Below are 17,871 nucleotides of genomic sequence, written 5' to 3'. Positions count from 1 at the left end.
ATGAAAAAATCTACTCAGTCCAAAGCTTGGACAACGGTTCAAATTGCACGTCATCCTGAACGTCCGCAGTTTCTAGATTATGTCGGTGAAATCTTTACAGAGTTTGACGCCTTGCATGGTGATCGTTTGTTTGGTGACGATGGTGCGATGGTAGGTGGTCTTGCTCGTTTTGACGGTCAACCTGTGATGGTCATTGGACAACACCGTGGTCGTAGTACCCGTGAAAAATTAAAGCATAACTTTGGTATGGCTAACCCTGAAGGTTACCGTAAATCTCAACGCCTATTAGATATGGCTGAGCGTTTTAATCTTCCGGTTTTCACATTTATTGATACGATGGGTGCTTACCCTGGTGTTGGTGCTGAAGAGCGTGGACAAGCCGAAGCAATTGCAACGAGTCTTGCTCAACTTTCAAGTTTGAAAGTTCCTGTTGTTGCAACAGTACTCGGTGAAGGTGGTTCTGGTGGCGCTTTAGGTATTGGCGTTGCTGACCGAGTAATTATGTTATCGCACAGTATCTATTCTGTGATTTCACCAGAAGGTTGTGCATCTATTTTATGGAAAACTGCTGAAAAAGCGGCTCAAGCAAGCGAAGCTTTAGGTTTGACTGCTGATAAATTACAATCTCTAGGTATTGTTGAATATGTAGTAGATGAGGGTGAAGGGGCACATTTAGACCCTGAGCAAGTCATGCAAAACCTAAAAGTAGTTTTGAAGCAAGCTTTGGATGAGTTGCTACCAATGGATGCAAATGAACGATGCGAAGAACGTTATCAACGTTTAATGAAATTTGGCAGCGCAAACTTAGGCATAATGTCTTAAGGCAAGCTCAACAGTTTTCGGAAAGTAGTTCTTTTCTTATTGGATGTAGTGGTGGCATGGATTCTATGCTGCTGCTACATTTGATGTCTCAAATTTTCCCTCAAAAGATCCGAGTAATCTATATCGATCATCAACTGCAATCACAAAGTGCAGAATGGGGCAAACTCGTTGCTGAACAAGCCACTTGCATAGATATTCCTTATATTATTCAAAAAGTTCAGGTTACCGACGGTAATCTGGAAGCCCAAGCACGTCAGGCACGTTATCAAGCTTATCGACAGCATTTACAAGCAAACGAAATTTTAGTGCTTGCTCATCATCAGCAAGATCAGGCTGAAACGGTAATACTACGTTTATTGTCAGGTGCGGGCGTTGATGGATTAGCTGCTATGCAGTCTATTGATTATCGTGTGGATATGACGATTTGGCGTCCTTTTTTAGACTTATCTCGTGAGCAAATTGCTGATTGGACTACTCAACTTGAAATTGAGTATGTAAATGACCCGACAAATTACGATATTCGTTATGATAGGGCGTGGTCACGTGAGGAACTTTGGCCTTTTCTACAAAATCGCTTTCCTAAAATGCAGCAAGCCCTGAGCCGAACCAGTTATTTGATGCAAGATGCTTCTGAAATTTTAGAAGAAGTTTTGAAAGTCGATTTAAAACATTGTGGTACTGCTGAGTGTTTAGACTTAACTAAACTTTTAGATTTATCAGCTGCCCGTCAGCGCCAGTTGCTTTCGGTTTGGATGAAAGGTGATGGACAATATCGACCTGCATTTGAAATGGTTGAGCGCTTAAAAAATGAAGTGATTGATTCAAAGTTGGATGCACAAGCAGCATTACACTGGAACCACTTTTACTATGTCCGTTATCAACATCATCTTTATAAATTGAATAAGCAGACTTTTCTTGCTGAAACATTAAGTTCAGTTGAAGCGGAATCAGAGCATCATTTCCAAATGGGGGAAATAGTGCATTACGCTTCAGGAAGTTTTCAGATTACACAGAAAAATATCGGGTTGGCTCCATCTTTATTAAATAAAAAATTGACAATAATTCGACGTCAAGGTGGGGAAAAAGTCCATTTATATGGTCGTGTTGGCCAATGGCCATTAAAAAAAGCAATTCAAGAAGCACATATTTTGCCTTGGCTTCGTCATACAATTCAAATATTAGTCATAGATAATGTTATGCTTGGGGTTTTTACACCGAAAGGATTTTGGTTGGCTCAGTCTCCGTATTGTGAGCAAGGAGGATGGCAACCAGATTTAATTTCTCATTCTTGTAATCTGGTAAATGGCGAATATAGTTATGGCAAGTGCAGTAAATAGTAATATCTGTTTTATTGGTGGCGGTAATATGGCCCAAGCTTTAATTGGCGGGCTGATTTCAAGAGGTTTACCACCGACACGTATTACCGTTTCAGATCCTGTTGAGCAGATCCGTCAATTATTACAAGAGAAAGAAGTCCACGTAACACAAGATAACGTGGTTGCAATTCAAAATGCTGATGTTGTTGTGCTGGCGGTAAAACCACAAGTTTTGGCGAATGTTTTACGTCCGTTGAAAGGTCTGTTATCAGATAAATTGGTCATTTCAATTATTGCTGGTGCTGAAATTCAAACGATATCAAATTTAATTGATAGTGATCGAATTGTGCGAGTTATGCCAAATACGCCAGCTCTAGTTCAAACTGGTGCGCATGGTATTTATGCAAATGATGTGGTAGGTGCTTCGGATCGTGAATTAACAAGTCAGATTTTGGCAGCCACAGGCTTAACAATTTGGGTAAACTCCGAAGCTCAAATTGATGCGGTAACAGCAGTTTCTGGCTCAGGTCCTGCATATTTTTTCTATCTCATGGAAAGCATGATCCGTGCGGGTAAAAATTTAGGATTGGATGAAAAAGTTGCGACCGCGTTGACTCTTCAAACGGCGTTAGGTGCAGCTCAAATGGCAATTACCAGTTCAAACACTCCATCTGAACTTCGTAAGAATGTGACATCACCAAATGGTACGACACAAGCTGCACTTGAAGTTTTTGACCGTGCACAAATCTCCCAAAATATTCAATCTGCATTGGCTGCTGCACAGAAGCGTAGCCAAGAATTGGCTCAAGAATTGAGTGACAGTGCGAAATAGCTTAAATAGGATAAGACAACTATGGGTGCAAATTCTGCGCTAATTTTTGGAATTTTAATTAATGTCGCGATTTTATTGGTCTTTTTCCGTTTTTTAATGCAATTGGCGGCAGTAAGTCCTTATAATCCTGTGGTTTTATCGACCGTAAAGGCGACTAAAATTGTTGATATTTTTGGCCGAATTTTTCCGACGGTCGCAAAAGGCCGATTTAATTTGGCTGCGTTGGCTCTTTTAATTATTTTATATTTACTGAAAATTTTCGGTGTAATGTATCTTTCTGGTTCTATGCCAAATAGTCCGGTTCATTTAGTGATTCTGACTTTTGTGACAATGATTCAGGACTTGATTCGTTTCTGCCGTTATTTAATTTTTGCAACAATCATTTTGAGTTGGGTGGTTATGTTTACTCAATCGCGTTCGCCTTATATTGAGGTGATTCAAGATTTGGCTGAACCCTTACTCGCGCCATTCCGTCGTTTATTGCCTAATATGGGAATGATTGACTTATCTCCAATTTTAGCATTTTTGGCACTCTATATTGCCGAGATCTTAATGAATGAAGTCGCAAAAGTTCTATTAACAGGACTTTAAGCTGACTCAATAAAAAAGGGCTGTATTTAACAGCCCTTTTTTATTTCTGTTAATTAATGGGCATCATCCCAGTTTAGTCCCTGTCCTACTTCAACAAGTAAAGGCACAGAAATTTTTACTACTGACTCCATAACATTTGCAATTTGCTTAGAAAGTTCATTAGCAATGTTTTGATCTGCTTCAAAAACTAATTCATCGTGCACTTGAAGAAGTAATTTTGCCTGATCTTTTGGCAGCATTTTATCGACTTCAATCATTGCAAGTTTAATGATATCAGCTGCACTACCTTGCAAAGGTGCATTAATCGCAGCCCGTTCAGCAGCTTTACGTACCATCACATTTCGTGCATCAATATCCGGAGTATAAAGACGACGGCCTAAAATAGTTTCAACAAATCCTTGCTCTGATGCAACTTGACGCGTGCGTTGCATATATTCATAAATGCCAGGATAACGTTGGAAATATTGCTTGATATAGTTTTGCGATTCTTGACGTGTGAAGCCTAATTGGCGAATCAAGCCAAACTCAGACATACCATAAAGTAGACCAAAGTTGACTGCCTTGGCTTGACGACGCTGATCATTGGTTACATCTTCAATTGCAATACCCAACACTTCTGCTGCAGTACGGCGGTGAACGTCTTGTCCGTGCTGGAACGCATGTACTAAAGCATCATCCTGAGAAAAATGAGCCATCAAACGAAGTTCAATTTGCGAGTAATCGGCTGCTAGTAAAACTCGGCCTTCTGGTGCAATGAATGCTTTACGAATTTGACGGCCAATTTGTCTACGAATTGGGATGTTTTGTAAGTTAGGATCGGAAGAGGAGAGGCGACCTGTCGCTGTGAGTGCCTGATGATAGCTCGTATGTACACGATGCGTATCATTATGAGATTGTTCAACCAGACGGTCCGTATAGGTGCTCTTTAGCTTTGCCAAACCGCGATGCTCTAGAATAATTTCCGCTAAAGGATGTTCGATTTTTTCTAAAACACTTTCACTGGTGCTGTATTGCCCAGTTGCAGTTTTTTTGCCGCCTTTAATTCCTAATTTATCAAATAGGATTTCGCCTACTTGTTTAGGAGAAGCAATATTAAAAGTTTCATCTGCAATTTCCATGGCCTGATTTTCAAGACCTTCCATCGTTTTTGCAAATTCAACGCTTAGTTTATCTAGGAATGCATGATCTAGACGAATACCATTTTCTTCCATGCCTGACAAAATTCGGGCAACTGGCATTTCGATGTTATATAAAATATTTTCTAGCTCAGGAAATGGCTTAAGTTTATTTGAAAGTACTTCATACAAACGATAGGTCACATGTGCATCTTCTGCTGCATAGTGGGCAGCTACTTCAATCTCAATTTGATTAAAAGTTTTCTGCTTTGCACCCTTGCCAGCAATTTGCTCAAAAGTGGTGGTTAAGTGGCTTAGATAGACGCGAGCAACATCGTCCATTCCATGTCGAGTAGCTGCAGCATTCAGTACATAAGATGCCAACATGCTATCGAAATACCAGCCTTTAAGTTCTATACCATGATTGGCAAAAATATGGGCATCATATTTAAGGTGATGTCCGATTTTTTTAACCGCTTCATTTTCTAGTACAGGCTTAATTTGAGCCAGAATTTGTTCACGGTTCAGTTGCTCAGGAGCATTTTCATAGTTATGCGCTAAAGGCACATAATATGCATCTTCTGCGTCAAATGCGATTGAAAAACCGACCATTTCGGCAATACGATAATCAAGACTCGTGGTTTCTGTATCAATAGCAAAATGATCGGCATTTTGCATGCGTTGCCAGAGTTGATCCCATGCTTCTTGCGTTAAAACTGTGTGATAATTTGCAGTTCCAAGCTGATCATCTTGACTGGTTAAGCTGGCTTGATCTTCAGTTTCTATAGATTCAGCAGGTTTAACTTCATTTTGAACAACAGTCTGCGAAGCTTGTTGTTTATAAGTAGAACTGTTTGGGTTGTTTGGATGATCAAGTGACTGTAATTGGTTTCTAAACTCAAGCTCAGTATAAAGATTACGTAGAGCTTCTACGTTTGGATCAGTAAGCTTTAACTCATGCCAGTCGAGTTCTAGAGGAAGATCACAAACAATACTAGCCAACTGGTGATCAAGTTTAATATTGTCTAAATTATCTTTAATATTTTGGCTAATCTTGCCTTTAAGTTGATCTGCATTGGCAATGATATTGTCTAAAGTGCCATATTCAGTCAGTAACTTAGCTGCTGTTTTTGCCCCTACGCCCGGTACACCCATAATACCGTCAGACGCATCACCCATTAGCGTTAAATAGTCGATAATCTGATTTGGCCAAACACCAAATTTTTCAAATACACCGTCAGTGTCGAGTACACGATCTTTAAAACTATCTTCGAGTTTTACATGATCATTGACGAGCTGAGCCATATCTTTATCTCCGGTCGAGATAAGCACATGATGGCCTTCGAGTACGGCACGTTTAGCAAGTGTACCGATAATGTCATCTGCTTCTGCACCAGGAAGACTATATAAAGGAATTCCTTGAGCTTTAATCAATGCATGCAAATATGGAATCTGTTGAGACAACTCTTCAGGCATGGTTGGACGATCACCTTTATAGATTGGTGAAAGCTTATGACGGAAAGTTGGTTCTGGGGTGTCAAAAATTACGGCCATATGCGTCGGTTGCATACGACGCATAAGTTTTTGAATCGCAGAAATTGCTCCACGTATTGCATTGGTATGTAACCCTGTAGAGGTCGTCAATGGTGGTAATGCATGATATGCACGAAATAAAAAATAGGACCCATCAACCAAGACAAATGGTGGCATTGAACAATTCCTTAATTTGAATTACGGCTATTTTACGTGAAAATGGCTATGAATGCAGGTTTATGATTTTTGCAGTATTTTGTATGTATAAATATACGCTTGTATTGGCTTGAAGTAAGATGACATGTAATGAAGGTGTCATATTGCTAAGCCCATGTATAAAAAAGACAAACAGGGAATGATCATCGTTTTGATCGCTTTGACTTTGTTTTTAGCCATTTCAATTGGTTTTAAATTCCAGAGTGCTGTTGCTGCTTTATCTATTGCACTCGCCGTAGTACTGGTTCAGTTATTATCTAATCTGCATCAGCGTCTGACACATTTAGAACAACAGTTTTCGCGTCAAGCAACCCCACTTTATTCTATTCATACGCAAACAATAGTGATTTATGCGGCCGCCTTGGTTGCATTAGTTGCTTATATGAATCACTGGATGTGGATTGCGGGCGGAGCATTGCTGGTTTTATTGTTATGTTTGGTCCAAACGATTAGTGCGTTTCATACTCGGCTGTTGTATCTCGAGTCGGCAAAACAAAACGTTAATATAAATGAGACTCTACAAACAGAAGCTGTAACGTCCGTACTAGGACAAGCTGATTCGAGTAATACAACCACATTGCTACCAGTTGAAACAGCACCTTTAAATCAACCCGAACAACCCGCTCAGGTACAGACCGCATGGTGGCAACCAGCAGTCGACTGGATGGTCCATGGCAATCCAATTTTAAGAGTTGCTGTCGCTGTGCTGATGGTTGGGGTGGTGCTGTTATTGCGTTTTGCAAGTGAGCATTGGCAATTAAGTTTAGGTGTGAAACTTGGGTTTATTGCTATTGCTGGAGCTGTATTAACTGCATTTGGTTATACTCTGCAAAAGAAAAATCAGCTTTTTGCTGTGGCATTGCAGGGTGTTGGGTTGGCTGTTGTATTCTTAACACTCGTGTTTTCGCATCATTTTGGTGTAATTGCCAATTTAATGACAGCGAGTATTCTATTTACGATTTTATTAGCAATCACCGTATTCTTAAGTTTAAAACAACAGGCAATTTATTTAGCAATTTTAGCACTTGGTATGGCTTACGCTGCACCACTGGTGATTCCGCAGTATCGTCCCGATGTGGTTTTCTTATTTAGCTATTACTTGGTCATTAATCTTGCTGTTGCTGCGGTTAACTTTATACAGCCTTGGAAAATCTTAAATCAGATTGCTTTCTTTGCCACAATGTTTATTGGTGGTAGTGCGATAGGTTTTTATGCAGAACCAGCAAAATTTGACACATTAGACTGGATTTTATGGCTACATATAGCCCTGTTTATTTGGCTTAGTGTCCGTTATAGCCAAAATATCTCTCGAGTTTCAGCAGGTGAACACCAAGAAGGCATTCGTTTACCTCCTTTGCTAGATGTAGGCCTTATTTTTAGTGTGCCTGTATTAGGTTTTACACTTCATGCTTACTTGGTACATGAGTCTACACAAGCATTGACGATTGGTGCTGCTGTTTTGGCGGGTACTTATGCAGTATTAACTTTCTGGATCAAAAAGACCCATCCTCAACTTTCGGTACTTGCAAAAAGCTTTTTCATTCTCGCCGTTGCATTTTTTGCCTTAATCTTTCCACTCGCGAAAGGGGCGCATTGGACCGCGATTGGTTGGGTTGCTCAAGGTACGGCCCTCATTGTCTGGGGAGTAACTGAGCGCTACCGTTTAAGCCGATATATTGGTGTAATTTTAGTTTTACTCAGTTCAGTTGCATTGTTTTATCAATTTTGGGCGAATGCAGAGTTCCCGACCCTAAGCACAAGCATTTATGCAATGGCTCAATTTATTTCAGCCTTCTATTTGTTGCAATACAACAGTAAAGAGCAACACTATTTTAGTGCCAGCATGTTTAGCGGTATTTTCTTGTGTTTAGGGATGTATGCAGGTGCTATCGCTGGTGTAGAAATTTTGACATGGCAACATCACGGCTTAAGTCCATATTTGATGATTGCGATACTCTTATTATCAATATTTAGTGTAATTGTTCACTACAAACTAAGGGTCCAATGGCAGAGTCTACAGTTAAGTTTAATTAGCCTATTATTGTTGTTAATTTTGGGTGAGGCTTTTACCAGTCAAGTATTCAGCATGTTTAAATGGCCGAGTATCTTGCAGCAGGGTACTTTCCTCATTGCGGCAATGCTCCTCAGTGCTTTATTCATAACGGCTCAACCACAATCAGGTCAGTTTGGATATTTAAAATTATGGGCTGGTTTAAGCTGGTTAGCATTAGCCGTGACTGGACTGGCGATCTTTCCACAAATGCCAATTGTTGCTTTGGCTTTTGTACCTGTGGTTTATTCATTTTGGGCGTATAAAACTTCTAAAACTACATTGTTACATCAAATTCCGGTGTGGTGTCTAAGCTTGGTCTGGTTGCTTGTAGTCAGTGTTGATATGCATTCTGCCCAGTATCTTTATTTTATTCCTTTGATTAACTTAACTGACTTTCTCTCAATTGTGGTATTTGCAGGTCTACTCTTTATTATTTATCAACATGCTTTTGATCAGGATAAATCATTGGAGTGGACTTTTAAAATTACAACAATTCTAGTGGGGTTATTAGTATTCAGTAGTGTGGTGGTCAGAGGTTTGCACCATTACTGGGCAACGCCACTCTGGAGTGCTGCAATTTGGACAAATGGCGTAGTGCAGTTAAGTTTGACATTGCTCTGGGTAATCTTGGCATTCATTTTAACCACCTTCTCAAGTCGCAAAATGATTCGTCAATTGTGGTTTGTCGGCGCTGCACTTTTAGGAATAGTCGTATTAAAGTTAATTTTGCTTGATCTATCGCAAAGTGCGACATTAACTCGGGTCATTTCGTTTATTGGAGCAGGTGGGGTAATGTTGATTATTGCTTATCTTGCGCCATTACCGCCGTCATCTGCTATACAAAAAAATGAAGAGCCTAAGCTTTAGGCTCTTGTTTTAACTCTCTTTGATTACTGTATTGATCGATATCATCTTCAGCAAAAACACTAGATGGTCGATCAATTAGTCCCATTTTAGGAACAGGAATTTCGATCTGGTTATCTAAAAATCCATTTCGAATTCGTTCTTGCATCTCATCCCGAACTTTTAAAGAGTTTTCTTGTCTACACCACATTGCAAATAAAAGTTCAATCGATGACTCTCTAAACGCGGTAACTGTAACTGCAGGTTTTGGGTCATCTAACACAAGCGGATAATGGGCTGCCACATCAAGCAGAACCTCGCGGACTTTAATAATGTCTTCATGAAAGTTGATTGCGAGTGTAATTGGAATGCGCCGTATTGGGTATTTAGATAAGTTATGTACAGGTGCACGAATAAGTTGTTCATTCGGCAAACGGATATAGACATTGTCGAGTGTAAGCAGCTTAACCGAAAGCAAATCAATGGAAATGACTTCGCCTTCGATGGTATTGCCACGAATGAGGGTAATCTGGATCGTATCACCGACTTCAAACGAACCTTCGCCAATCAAAAATAAACCACTAATCAAGTTGCTGGCAGATGTTTGCGATGCGAAACCGAGCGCTACGGTTAAAATACCTGCTGCGCCAAGAAATACACTGAGTTTAAAACCGGCTTCTTTTAAACTCGTCATAATGAAGAGTAAGAAAATAAAATAAAAAATACCGCGGCGCCACACCAGACGTTGATGAGCATTAAAACGTGAACCAACGGTTCTAATAAATGTATTTGAAATAATACGGGCAAGAACAAAACCAATAAAACACAGCACAACACCGACTAAAATTTCACTAATACGTTCGGTATTAATATTGGTAAATATGCTTGTGAGGCTATCAGCGATATCCTTAGGAATACTTGTATCAGCCATATAAACCTCTTAAAAGAATGAATCAAACATATTGAATAATGCTCCACCAGGTGAACGTGGCGGATGAACATAGGTCACCTCACCAGCAAGTGGGGGCGTACGATTTTCAATACGAATGCGTGCGGGGCGATCAGAGCCTTCATAATAAACTTTAATTTGAGAAGTCCATAAACGCCCCGTACTTTCACTATAAAAAAGAGGCAGGGCAGTAACTGGCACGTTCATGCGGTCAAAACGCAATTGATGGTTACTGGTATTGTGAAAATCAATCGGTGTAACCGCACGAAAAGCACGTGGCGTTAACAGGTTCAAATCGGTACGCCCATCTACTGAAGTGGCATAACAAATTTCGCCTTGCTGGGCATTTGGACCAAACCATGTATCTTTGGGCTGAATTAAAGGAATTTCAAACAAAGGCTCATGCTGACTTTCAACCAAACCGGCAATCCATAAGGGCGTACTAATATAAAGAGTTCCGCGTTGTCCCGCTGGAATGTAGATAGGGTCAACAGGTTTAATTACCACAGAGCGGTCTGCTAGACGTGGCATCAGTAGGAATTCTGGATTAGTTTTCCGAAACATGTAGCGTTCTACTTGAACCGTATGCGGAAAGGCAAAATTCGGATCTGCGATTGGGTGCCAATCTTGCTCATTATCATCTTGAAGAGATGGGCGATAATATTCGATGCGCCATTCTTTTATGCCGCGTGTTAGACGAAAAAGCATTGAACCGAATTGCCATGCTTTAGACTGGTTAATTTCAAAGTGCTGTTCACCCCACCATTTTAAAGAATTCTGGGGGCGAGGCTGATATTCATTATTTTCAAACAAGACGTAAAATTCCTCTACCGAGTTGTTAAACAGACTTCACGCTGTAATCTGCTTAGAGTACACTCAAAATCATCTTACTCATCATTATAAATTGTGATGCAAATATTGAAACAAATACAAGTTCCATATAGTTTTGCCAAGCGTCATGGTGTTTTATTTCGTTATGACGGTGATCAAATATTTATTATTAGACGTCAAAATACTGAAAAAATTGCATTGCAGGAAGCAAGACGAATTTTAGGTAAGCCAGCTCATTACCAATTATGTACTGAACAAGAATTTAATACACTCTTAAGTACAAGCTATGCCGGCGATACAGGGGAGTCACAACAAGTTGCAGCAGGTTTAGAAGACCATCCAGATTTATTAAGCTTGGCCGATCAGGTTCCTGAAACAGAAGACCTGATGGACCAAGAAGATGATGCTCCAATTGTTCGTCTTATTAATGCCCTACTTTCAGAAGCAATTCGGGTGGGCGCTTCCGATATTCACATTGAAGCTTTTGAAAAGAAATTATCTGTGCGATTGCGTGTAGATGGTCAATTACGTGAAGTTGTACAGCCACGCCGTGAGTTGGCACCGTTGCTTGTTTCACGTATTAAAGTCATGGCAAAGCTCGATATTGCAGAAAAGCGGGTACCGCAAGATGGGCGTATTTCTTTACGTCTTGCCGGACGAGAAGTAGATGTCCGTGTTTCGACTTTACCTTCATCACATGGTGAAAGAGTTGTAATGCGTTTGCTTGATAAACAAGCGGGTCGTCTTAATATGATCCATTTGGGTCTAATGGCAAATGACTATGAGCGTTTAACTCAGTTAGTACATCGCCCCCATGGCATTATTTTAGTAACTGGTCCTACCGGCTCGGGGAAAACGACGACCTTGTATGCAGCCTTATCTGATCTAAACGACAATACGCGCAACATTTTGACAGCCGAAGATCCGATTGAATATCAACTTGAAGGTATTGGGCAAACACAAGTCAATACTAAAGTAGATATGACTTTTGCTCGTGCTTTAAAGGCAATGTTGCGTCAAGATCCAGATGTGGTGATGGTGGGTGAGATTCGTGATTTGGAAACGGCTGAAATTGCAGTACAAGCATCCTTAACGGGTCATTTAGTGTTGTCTACACTACATACCAATACCGCTATTGGTGCGGTCACTCGACTTAAAGATATGGGGATTGAACCATTCTTATTATCTAGTTCTTTAATTGGTGTTGTTGCTCAACGTTTGGTTCGTACCTTATGCCCACATTGCATGGCATGGCGTGAAGCTGATACTTTTGAAAGACAGGTTTTTCAACATATCCATAGTGAACCTTTATTGAAGTTACCTGAAGCTAAAGGGTGTGATCACTGTTCTCACTTGGGCTTCAATGGGCGTACGGCTATTTATGAAATCGTGCCTGTTGATGAACCTATGCGCCGTCTGATTCACGGTAATGCAGCTGAATTTGAATTAGAAAATCATGCTCGTCAGTATTCGGGTTCTATTCGTGATGATGGTTTACGCAAAGTACTTACAGGTAAAACTACACTTGAAGAAGTGCTTCGAGTAACCAATGAAGCAAGTGAAGTATAATTTATAACGTGCAATAAAAATGCCCGATAAGATTCGGGCATTTTTTTAAACTTAAAAAATTACTCAGTTACAATATTAAAAGTTACATCAATATTGTTGCGTGTTGCATTTGAATATGGGCATACAATATGAGCTGCTGCAACTAACTTTTCAGCCTCTTCACGATCCATGCCAACCAAGTAAACATTTAAAGTTACTTCAATACTAAAACCTGTAGGAATTGGACCAATACCTACTTCGCCTTCAACATAAGCATCTTTGGGAATATTAAATTTATCGCGGTTCGCAACAAATTTTAAAGCTCCTAAAAAGCACGCTGAATAACCAGCTGCAAATAATTGCTCAGGATTTGTTACAGCACCACCGGCACCACCCATTTCTTTAGGCACACCAAGTTGTACATCTAATACACCGTCAGATGAGGTTGCACGGCCATCACGACCACCGGTTGCTTTAGCTTTTGCACGATAAACAACTTTTTCTAATGACATCGTTTTTATTCCTAAAATAAATTGAACACAAATATATCGTACACGACTTAATTATTTTGACAAGTATATTTTTTGAAAAAATTGCTGTTTATTTGACTAGGTTTGTACGGAGTTTAGTAAGTTGATCTTTTAGGCCCAGTAGCGTTGTCATATCACATGAGCTTGCGTCTAATACTTCGGCTGGAATATCCATTGCTCGATCTTTTAATTTTTTTCCTTCATCGCTTAGCGTAATAATAACTTGGCGTTCATCTTGTGTTGAGCGAGTGCGGTGAAGAAAGTGTAGGGCTTCTAATTTTTTCAAAATGGGGGTGAGGGTAGATGATTCTAAAAATAGCTTTGCGCCAATTTCTGAAACAGTCACTTCATCCTGTTCCCATAAAACTAACATCACTAAATATTGAGGATAAGTAATACCCAAAGGTGCTAGAAGTTTTCGGTAGAGCTGATTAAGAGCTAAATTTGTTGAATAGACGAGGAAACATAGTTGATTCTCAAGCTTTAAGTTTTGACAGTCTTGGTCCATATCTTCCTCAAAGAAACTAATATTGCTTTTGTAGTATATCGCGTTCTATTCAGTTTCTTAAATGTTCATAAGAATAGGTTATGAATAAAATAAATTAAGAGATATAAAAAATGGAATAATTGATTCAATTATTCCATAAGATAAAAAATATTTTGGATAAAACTGGCTACCATAGATCTGCGATTTTTTTCATTAAACGCGCGCGATATTTAGCAGTAGGATTATTCGCATTACGTTGTTGCTCTTGTTCATAAAAATCTTGCCAAGCAGTGATCATTTCAAGTGTTGTTCCTTGTTTTTTAATCATAGAAACATCTGCAGGTTGAATATTTTCTAAACGTTGTCTCGCACCTTCTGCACCCGTTCCCCATCCAATTATTCTCTGACCAAATGCAGGCAAAGGAATATTTTTAGGAGTAGAGGGGAGAATATCTGAGTTGAGCTGTGCGGTTGGTGAAACGAAATGATTCGTTGTACCAAACTCTGCATAACAATGAATATTTGCCCCCAAGCAAAAAAAGCTAAATAAGTATTTCCACATGAATAATTAAACTTTTAATAGTGAATCAATTTACGGTGTGTCATTAGAGGCATTGAAGAGCGGACAAGTTCTTGTGCAGTTAAATCAAAGGGTACAGTAATTAATCCATTTCCTTCATATCCAACCATACTTAAAATTTGACCACGACTATCTGTTGCCCCAGAGTGTCCCCAGGTTTGTCGTTTTTCACCATGCCAGCCCTGTTGTGCTGCACCTAAAACATAACATTGGCTATCCATTGCCCGAGCCTGTAGCAAAAGCTGCCAGTGCATTTGTCCAGTTGTGTAGGTAAATGCAGCAGGAGCAGTAAGAATATGAGCACCTTGTTGTCTTAGCGTTAGAGCAAGCTCTGGAAAACGTAAGTCATAACATACCATTAAGCCAATATTGCCAAAAGGAGTAGATGTGACTACTACGTCTGTTCCTGGTTCAAAGAAACGAGACTCTTGATAACCACCGACAGCATCACCCACTTGTACATCAAATAAATGGATCTTGTCATAACGTGCTTCTGTACGTTCAGGACTGATACAGAGGCTAACAGTTCGGACTCGCCCATCTTGAATAGTAGATCCATCTGGACGGAATGGACATGGCAAGGTGCCCGCCACAATCCAGATTTGATATTGATGTGCTAGTTTCTCAAGCCTTTGCTGAATAGATTCAAATTGCTCAGCAGTTTCACGTTGTTTTCCAGCAGCAAAACATACAAAGTTTTCGGGGAAAACAATCAAACTGGCATTTTGCGCCTTGCTTTGTTGAATCAAAGACTCAATGACTTGAAAGTTATTTTCAATATCATCTTGAGAGTTCATTTGAGCAACAGAAACAAGGGTCATATTCTAATCCGGCTTAATGGTGAAAATCAGGCATTTTGCTTGTCAGAAACCTGTTCAAGCGTATCTTGTTCTTTCTGTAACTGCTTCACAAGTGGCTCAAACATATTCTGATTATTTGCATTGAGTTTCATCAATGTCTTATGTGCATCCAGAACAGTTCTTAGCATTGCATTATGAGTGATTTGTTCATCTGTTAACGTTAACGTACAAACATTAGGATCACCACAATAATTCAAAATAACAAAAACCTGCCCTAGCCCCATACTGTTGGCTAAGGTTGTGATATCTGGATTGGTAGATAGCATCACAGCTTGAATATGATGAGTCTGTTTAAGCTTTAAACCTAGCTTAGCTAGGATGCCTAATACAGTACTATCAATAAATGTTGTTTGGGTTAAATCAACGATTGCACCTACAACATTCTCTTGCTGTTCAATTCTGTTTAAAAGTTTGTCTAGACTTATACAAGAATGGGCTCGCACTTCACCAATAAGTTTGAAAATATGCGTTCCATTTAAACTTGCATATTCAACATGACCTGTTGACATATAAATGCCATTTTCAGAGAAGGATAGAAAAATTATCACATAGTGCCATCCCAGACTCAAGAGTCCTTAGGTCGTATATTATGTAATTAATTGATTCGTAAATTAATTCATTCGACAAAGACTGAAGATGGCAATATCGTCGGCCACGTGATCGGGTGCTTGAAATGATTGATTTTGCAAATGATGGACCAATTGTTGGAACTGATCATTCAAACCACCATCAAAAGGTTCAAGAGCTCCATCTGAGCAAACAATGAAGCGTGCGTGGCGATTTAATGTACAAACATGCTCTTCAACTTCAAGTTCATCGGTTAAACCTAATGGGAAACTACTCGTTGTTAGAATCTTCGGTGCTTGATTGGGCTCAAAAATGATAGGAGGGGGGTAATGTCCAGCACTTGACCAGCGAAGAGTATGGGTTTCAAGATTTAAAATACCCACCACAATCGTAATGTGCTTTTCAATATTTTCTTGAACTAACATCCCATTTAATTTTTTAATTAATTGTCTCGGTGTTTTAGATCGACCATGAAAAGCTGCCATCCATGATGTTAATAAACTACTGGTAACACCATGACCTGAAACATCAGCCAGATAGAATAAAACTTCTTTGTCATTTAATTTCCAATAGTCGTACCAATCACCGGAAAGGTAAGCGGAAGGCTGAAAGAAAGTTTCGACTTCATAATTTAATAAATCAATTGGATTGGGTAATAACCGTTTTTGCAGTTCAGCAGCCGAAGGTAAATCACGACTATCTTGGTTACGCTTATATTGAGCATCAATTCTTGATAGAGCTTTATTTAAATCGCTAGGTAACTGGTTCCATACCCAACCTGCAAGAGCACCTGCTTCCCATGCATGAGCTAAAGCACTACCTTCATTTTCAAAAGCAATTACAATAGTGGGTAAATTCCACTTATAAGTTAGGAAATCTTGTACATCTGCAATTGCAATGATGGTTGGATCATATAAATCTAAATCATCTATGTTAATGACTTGTAAGCCTGGTAGTTTATCCAAAGCTTGCTCTAAATAAGGAATAGAGCGTGTCGGTTTAATAAAATACATAGAAGATATGGTAGTCCTTTTATATGATCACTTTATTCATCATAGAGTATGTATGACCAAAATCAAGGTATTGCCGAACTCTCAATTCAAGCAATACCTTTATTTCATCTTTTAAGGGTTTTGATTCTCATCAGGTGTATCTTCTGAATCATCATCAATGAAAGATACATCCGCTGAGTCGCCCTTTTTCTCTGCAATCTGGAATGCTTTACGTTGGAGATATAAGTCTCGAATCATAGCGTATTGATCACCTTGTAAGGTTTGATCTAAGTCTAGATATTGAGCGCGAGTATCAACAGCTTGTAATAGATTACTTGACCAATAAAGCCCGTCTTGGTCATCCATAACGTATTTTTGTGGACGAGCTTGAGCATCTACTGCTAAACCAAAACCATCACGTAAGGTACTTGGTCCAAAGAAGGGTAACATAAGGAATGGTCCCGAAGGCACACCATAGTAGCCTAGAGTTACACCAAAATTCTCTTCCTCAGTCGGTAAACCTAAGCGGCTGGCTGGGTCAGCTAAACCAAGAGTAGTTAATGTATTAATCGTAAATCGGCCTAAAGTTTTTGCTGCACGACCAGGACGGCCTTGAATAAGCTGATTGACAGCATTCCATGGTTCACCAAGATTTTTACGGAATTGGCGATAAGAGCCACGTACATCTTCTGGGGTTTTTTCTCTATATTGAACGGCAACTGGGCGTAAAAAATTGCGATCCAACATATCATTAAAAGAATAAATTGGACGGTTCAATGATTGCAAAGGATCTTTTACAGGATCTGGTTGCGCTGCATTCGCATTAATTTTTAAATCTTTAACTTTAATATTTTTTAAATCTTTAATAATTTGTGAACGGGGATGATTCGACCCTGTTTCTTCTAATGAACTCGCATTAGCAGATTCACTTACCGTGTTTTCTTGAGCATATATAGAGGTACAAACACCTACAGATAACACGCTGAGTAAAATTAAATTAGAATAATTCATATAATTCCTTAACCGCCAGCCAGGCTAATACTTAAGTGCAGTTGGATGGAGATATGCTTTAATACAAAATTGATAACCTATTATCAATGTAAAATTGATCAAATAATATAGATAAAATGCTAAAAAGGCTAAAAAACAAGCATACGATAATGTTTGTTTAAAAAAGGGGTTGCAAAGGGATTGGGATGGTCTATA

At 39.4% G+C, this 17,871-nt stretch carries 16 protein-coding genes; 6 read left to right on the top strand and 10 right to left on the bottom strand.

The genetic code is table 11. The annotated features are described in order from the left end of the window. The 4 genes from OD757_RS12850 to OD757_RS12835 are packed head-to-tail and all read left to right on the top strand — an operon-like array spanning window position 1 to window position 3,561. A complete protein-coding gene (locus OD757_RS12850) occupies window positions 1-822 on the top strand; it encodes an acetyl-CoA carboxylase carboxyltransferase subunit alpha (RefSeq protein ID WP_004794519.1) in 822 nt (273 codons plus the stop codon). Then, window positions 759-2,159, top strand: a complete 1,401-nt coding sequence (gene tilS, locus OD757_RS12845) for a tRNA lysidine(34) synthetase TilS (protein WP_263032123.1) — start codon at window positions 759-761, stop codon at window positions 2,157-2,159. The genes OD757_RS12850 and tilS overlap by 64 nt, the downstream gene beginning before the upstream one ends. Continuing rightward, window positions 2,134-2,970, top strand: a complete 837-nt coding sequence (gene proC / locus OD757_RS12840) for a pyrroline-5-carboxylate reductase (protein WP_155757891.1) — start codon at window positions 2,134-2,136, stop codon at window positions 2,968-2,970. The genes tilS and proC overlap by 26 nt, the downstream gene beginning before the upstream one ends. A gap of 21 nt (window positions 2,971-2,991) precedes the next feature. After that, window positions 2,992-3,561 carry a YggT family protein gene (locus OD757_RS12835; RefSeq protein WP_009390679.1) on the top strand — a complete coding sequence of 190 codons (570 nt, stop codon included), beginning with the start codon at window positions 2,992-2,994 and terminating at the stop codon, window positions 3,559-3,561. Window positions 3,562-3,614: 53 nt separating this feature from the next. Here the strand turns inward: OD757_RS12835 and polA are convergent, their stop codons facing one another. Next, window positions 3,615-6,386, bottom strand: a complete 2,772-nt coding sequence (gene polA, locus OD757_RS12830) for a DNA polymerase I (protein WP_263032122.1) — start codon at window positions 6,384-6,386, stop codon at window positions 3,615-3,617. A gap of 154 nt (window positions 6,387-6,540) precedes the next feature. Between polA and OD757_RS12825 the strand changes: the two genes are divergently transcribed. Continuing rightward, complete coding sequence (locus OD757_RS12825; protein WP_263032121.1) at window positions 6,541-9,345, top strand: DUF2339 domain-containing protein; 2,805 nt, start codon at window positions 6,541-6,543, stop codon at window positions 9,343-9,345. Here OD757_RS12825 and OD757_RS12820 read toward each other — a convergent pair. Then, entirely contained in the window at window positions 9,335-10,252 is a 918-nt protein-coding gene (locus tag OD757_RS12820) for a mechanosensitive ion channel family protein (RefSeq protein WP_263032120.1), read from the bottom strand. The genes OD757_RS12825 and OD757_RS12820 overlap by 11 nt on opposite strands. A gap of 9 nt (window positions 10,253-10,261) precedes the next feature. Further along, window positions 10,262-11,083 carry a hypothetical protein gene (locus tag OD757_RS12815; protein ID WP_009390731.1) on the bottom strand — a complete coding sequence of 274 codons (822 nt, stop codon included), beginning with the start codon at window positions 11,081-11,083 and terminating at the stop codon, window positions 10,262-10,264. A 96-nt stretch (window positions 11,084-11,179) separates the two neighbouring features. Here OD757_RS12815 and gspE point away from each other — a divergent pair, with 96 nt between their 5' ends. Further along, on the top strand, window positions 11,180-12,670 hold the full coding sequence (gene gspE / locus OD757_RS12810; protein ID WP_263032119.1) for a type II secretion system ATPase GspE: 1,491 nt from the start codon (window positions 11,180-11,182) through the stop codon (window positions 12,668-12,670). A 59-nt stretch (window positions 12,671-12,729) separates the two neighbouring features. Here gspE and OD757_RS12805 read toward each other — a convergent pair whose 3' ends face one another. The 7 genes from OD757_RS12805 to OD757_RS12775 all read right to left on the bottom strand — a co-directional run bounded on the left by OD757_RS12805 (window position 12,730) and on the right by OD757_RS12775 (window position 17,676). After that, complete coding sequence (locus OD757_RS12805; RefSeq protein ID WP_009390777.1) at window positions 12,730-13,161, bottom strand: organic hydroperoxide resistance protein; 432 nt, start codon at window positions 13,159-13,161, stop codon at window positions 12,730-12,732. An 88-nt stretch (window positions 13,162-13,249) separates the two neighbouring features. Continuing rightward, entirely contained in the window at window positions 13,250-13,687 is a 438-nt protein-coding gene (locus OD757_RS12800) for a MarR family winged helix-turn-helix transcriptional regulator (RefSeq protein ID WP_263032118.1), read from the bottom strand. A gap of 166 nt (window positions 13,688-13,853) precedes the next feature. Next, on the bottom strand, window positions 13,854-14,228 hold the full coding sequence (locus OD757_RS12795; protein ID WP_009390722.1) for a DUF4951 domain-containing protein: 375 nt from the start codon (window positions 14,226-14,228) through the stop codon (window positions 13,854-13,856). 14 nt (window positions 14,229-14,242) lie between these two features. Further along, entirely contained in the window at window positions 14,243-15,067 is an 825-nt protein-coding gene (locus tag OD757_RS12790) for a carbon-nitrogen hydrolase family protein (protein WP_263032117.1), read from the bottom strand. 26 nt (window positions 15,068-15,093) lie between these two features. Continuing rightward, entirely contained in the window at window positions 15,094-15,615 is a 522-nt protein-coding gene (gigB, locus tag OD757_RS12785) for an anti-anti-sigma factor GigB (RefSeq protein WP_002117273.1), read from the bottom strand. A 102-nt stretch (window positions 15,616-15,717) separates the two neighbouring features. After that, window positions 15,718-16,686: an RsbU family protein phosphatase GigA gene (gene gigA / locus OD757_RS12780; protein ID WP_263032116.1), complete on the bottom strand. Its 969-nt coding sequence runs from the start codon at window positions 16,684-16,686 to the stop codon at window positions 15,718-15,720. A 111-nt stretch (window positions 16,687-16,797) separates the two neighbouring features. After that, a complete protein-coding gene (locus tag OD757_RS12775) occupies window positions 16,798-17,676 on the bottom strand; it encodes a VacJ family lipoprotein (RefSeq protein ID WP_009390771.1) in 879 nt (292 codons plus the stop codon). Window positions 17,677-17,871 lie beyond the last annotated feature (195 nt).

The sequence above is a fragment of the Acinetobacter sp. AYS6 genome, assembly GCF_025630795.1.
Classification (GTDB): Bacteria; Pseudomonadota; Gammaproteobacteria; order Pseudomonadales; family Moraxellaceae; genus Acinetobacter.
The sequence above is the reverse complement of the archived record's forward strand: the minus strand, read 5'-3'. Positions and strand labels throughout refer to the sequence as shown.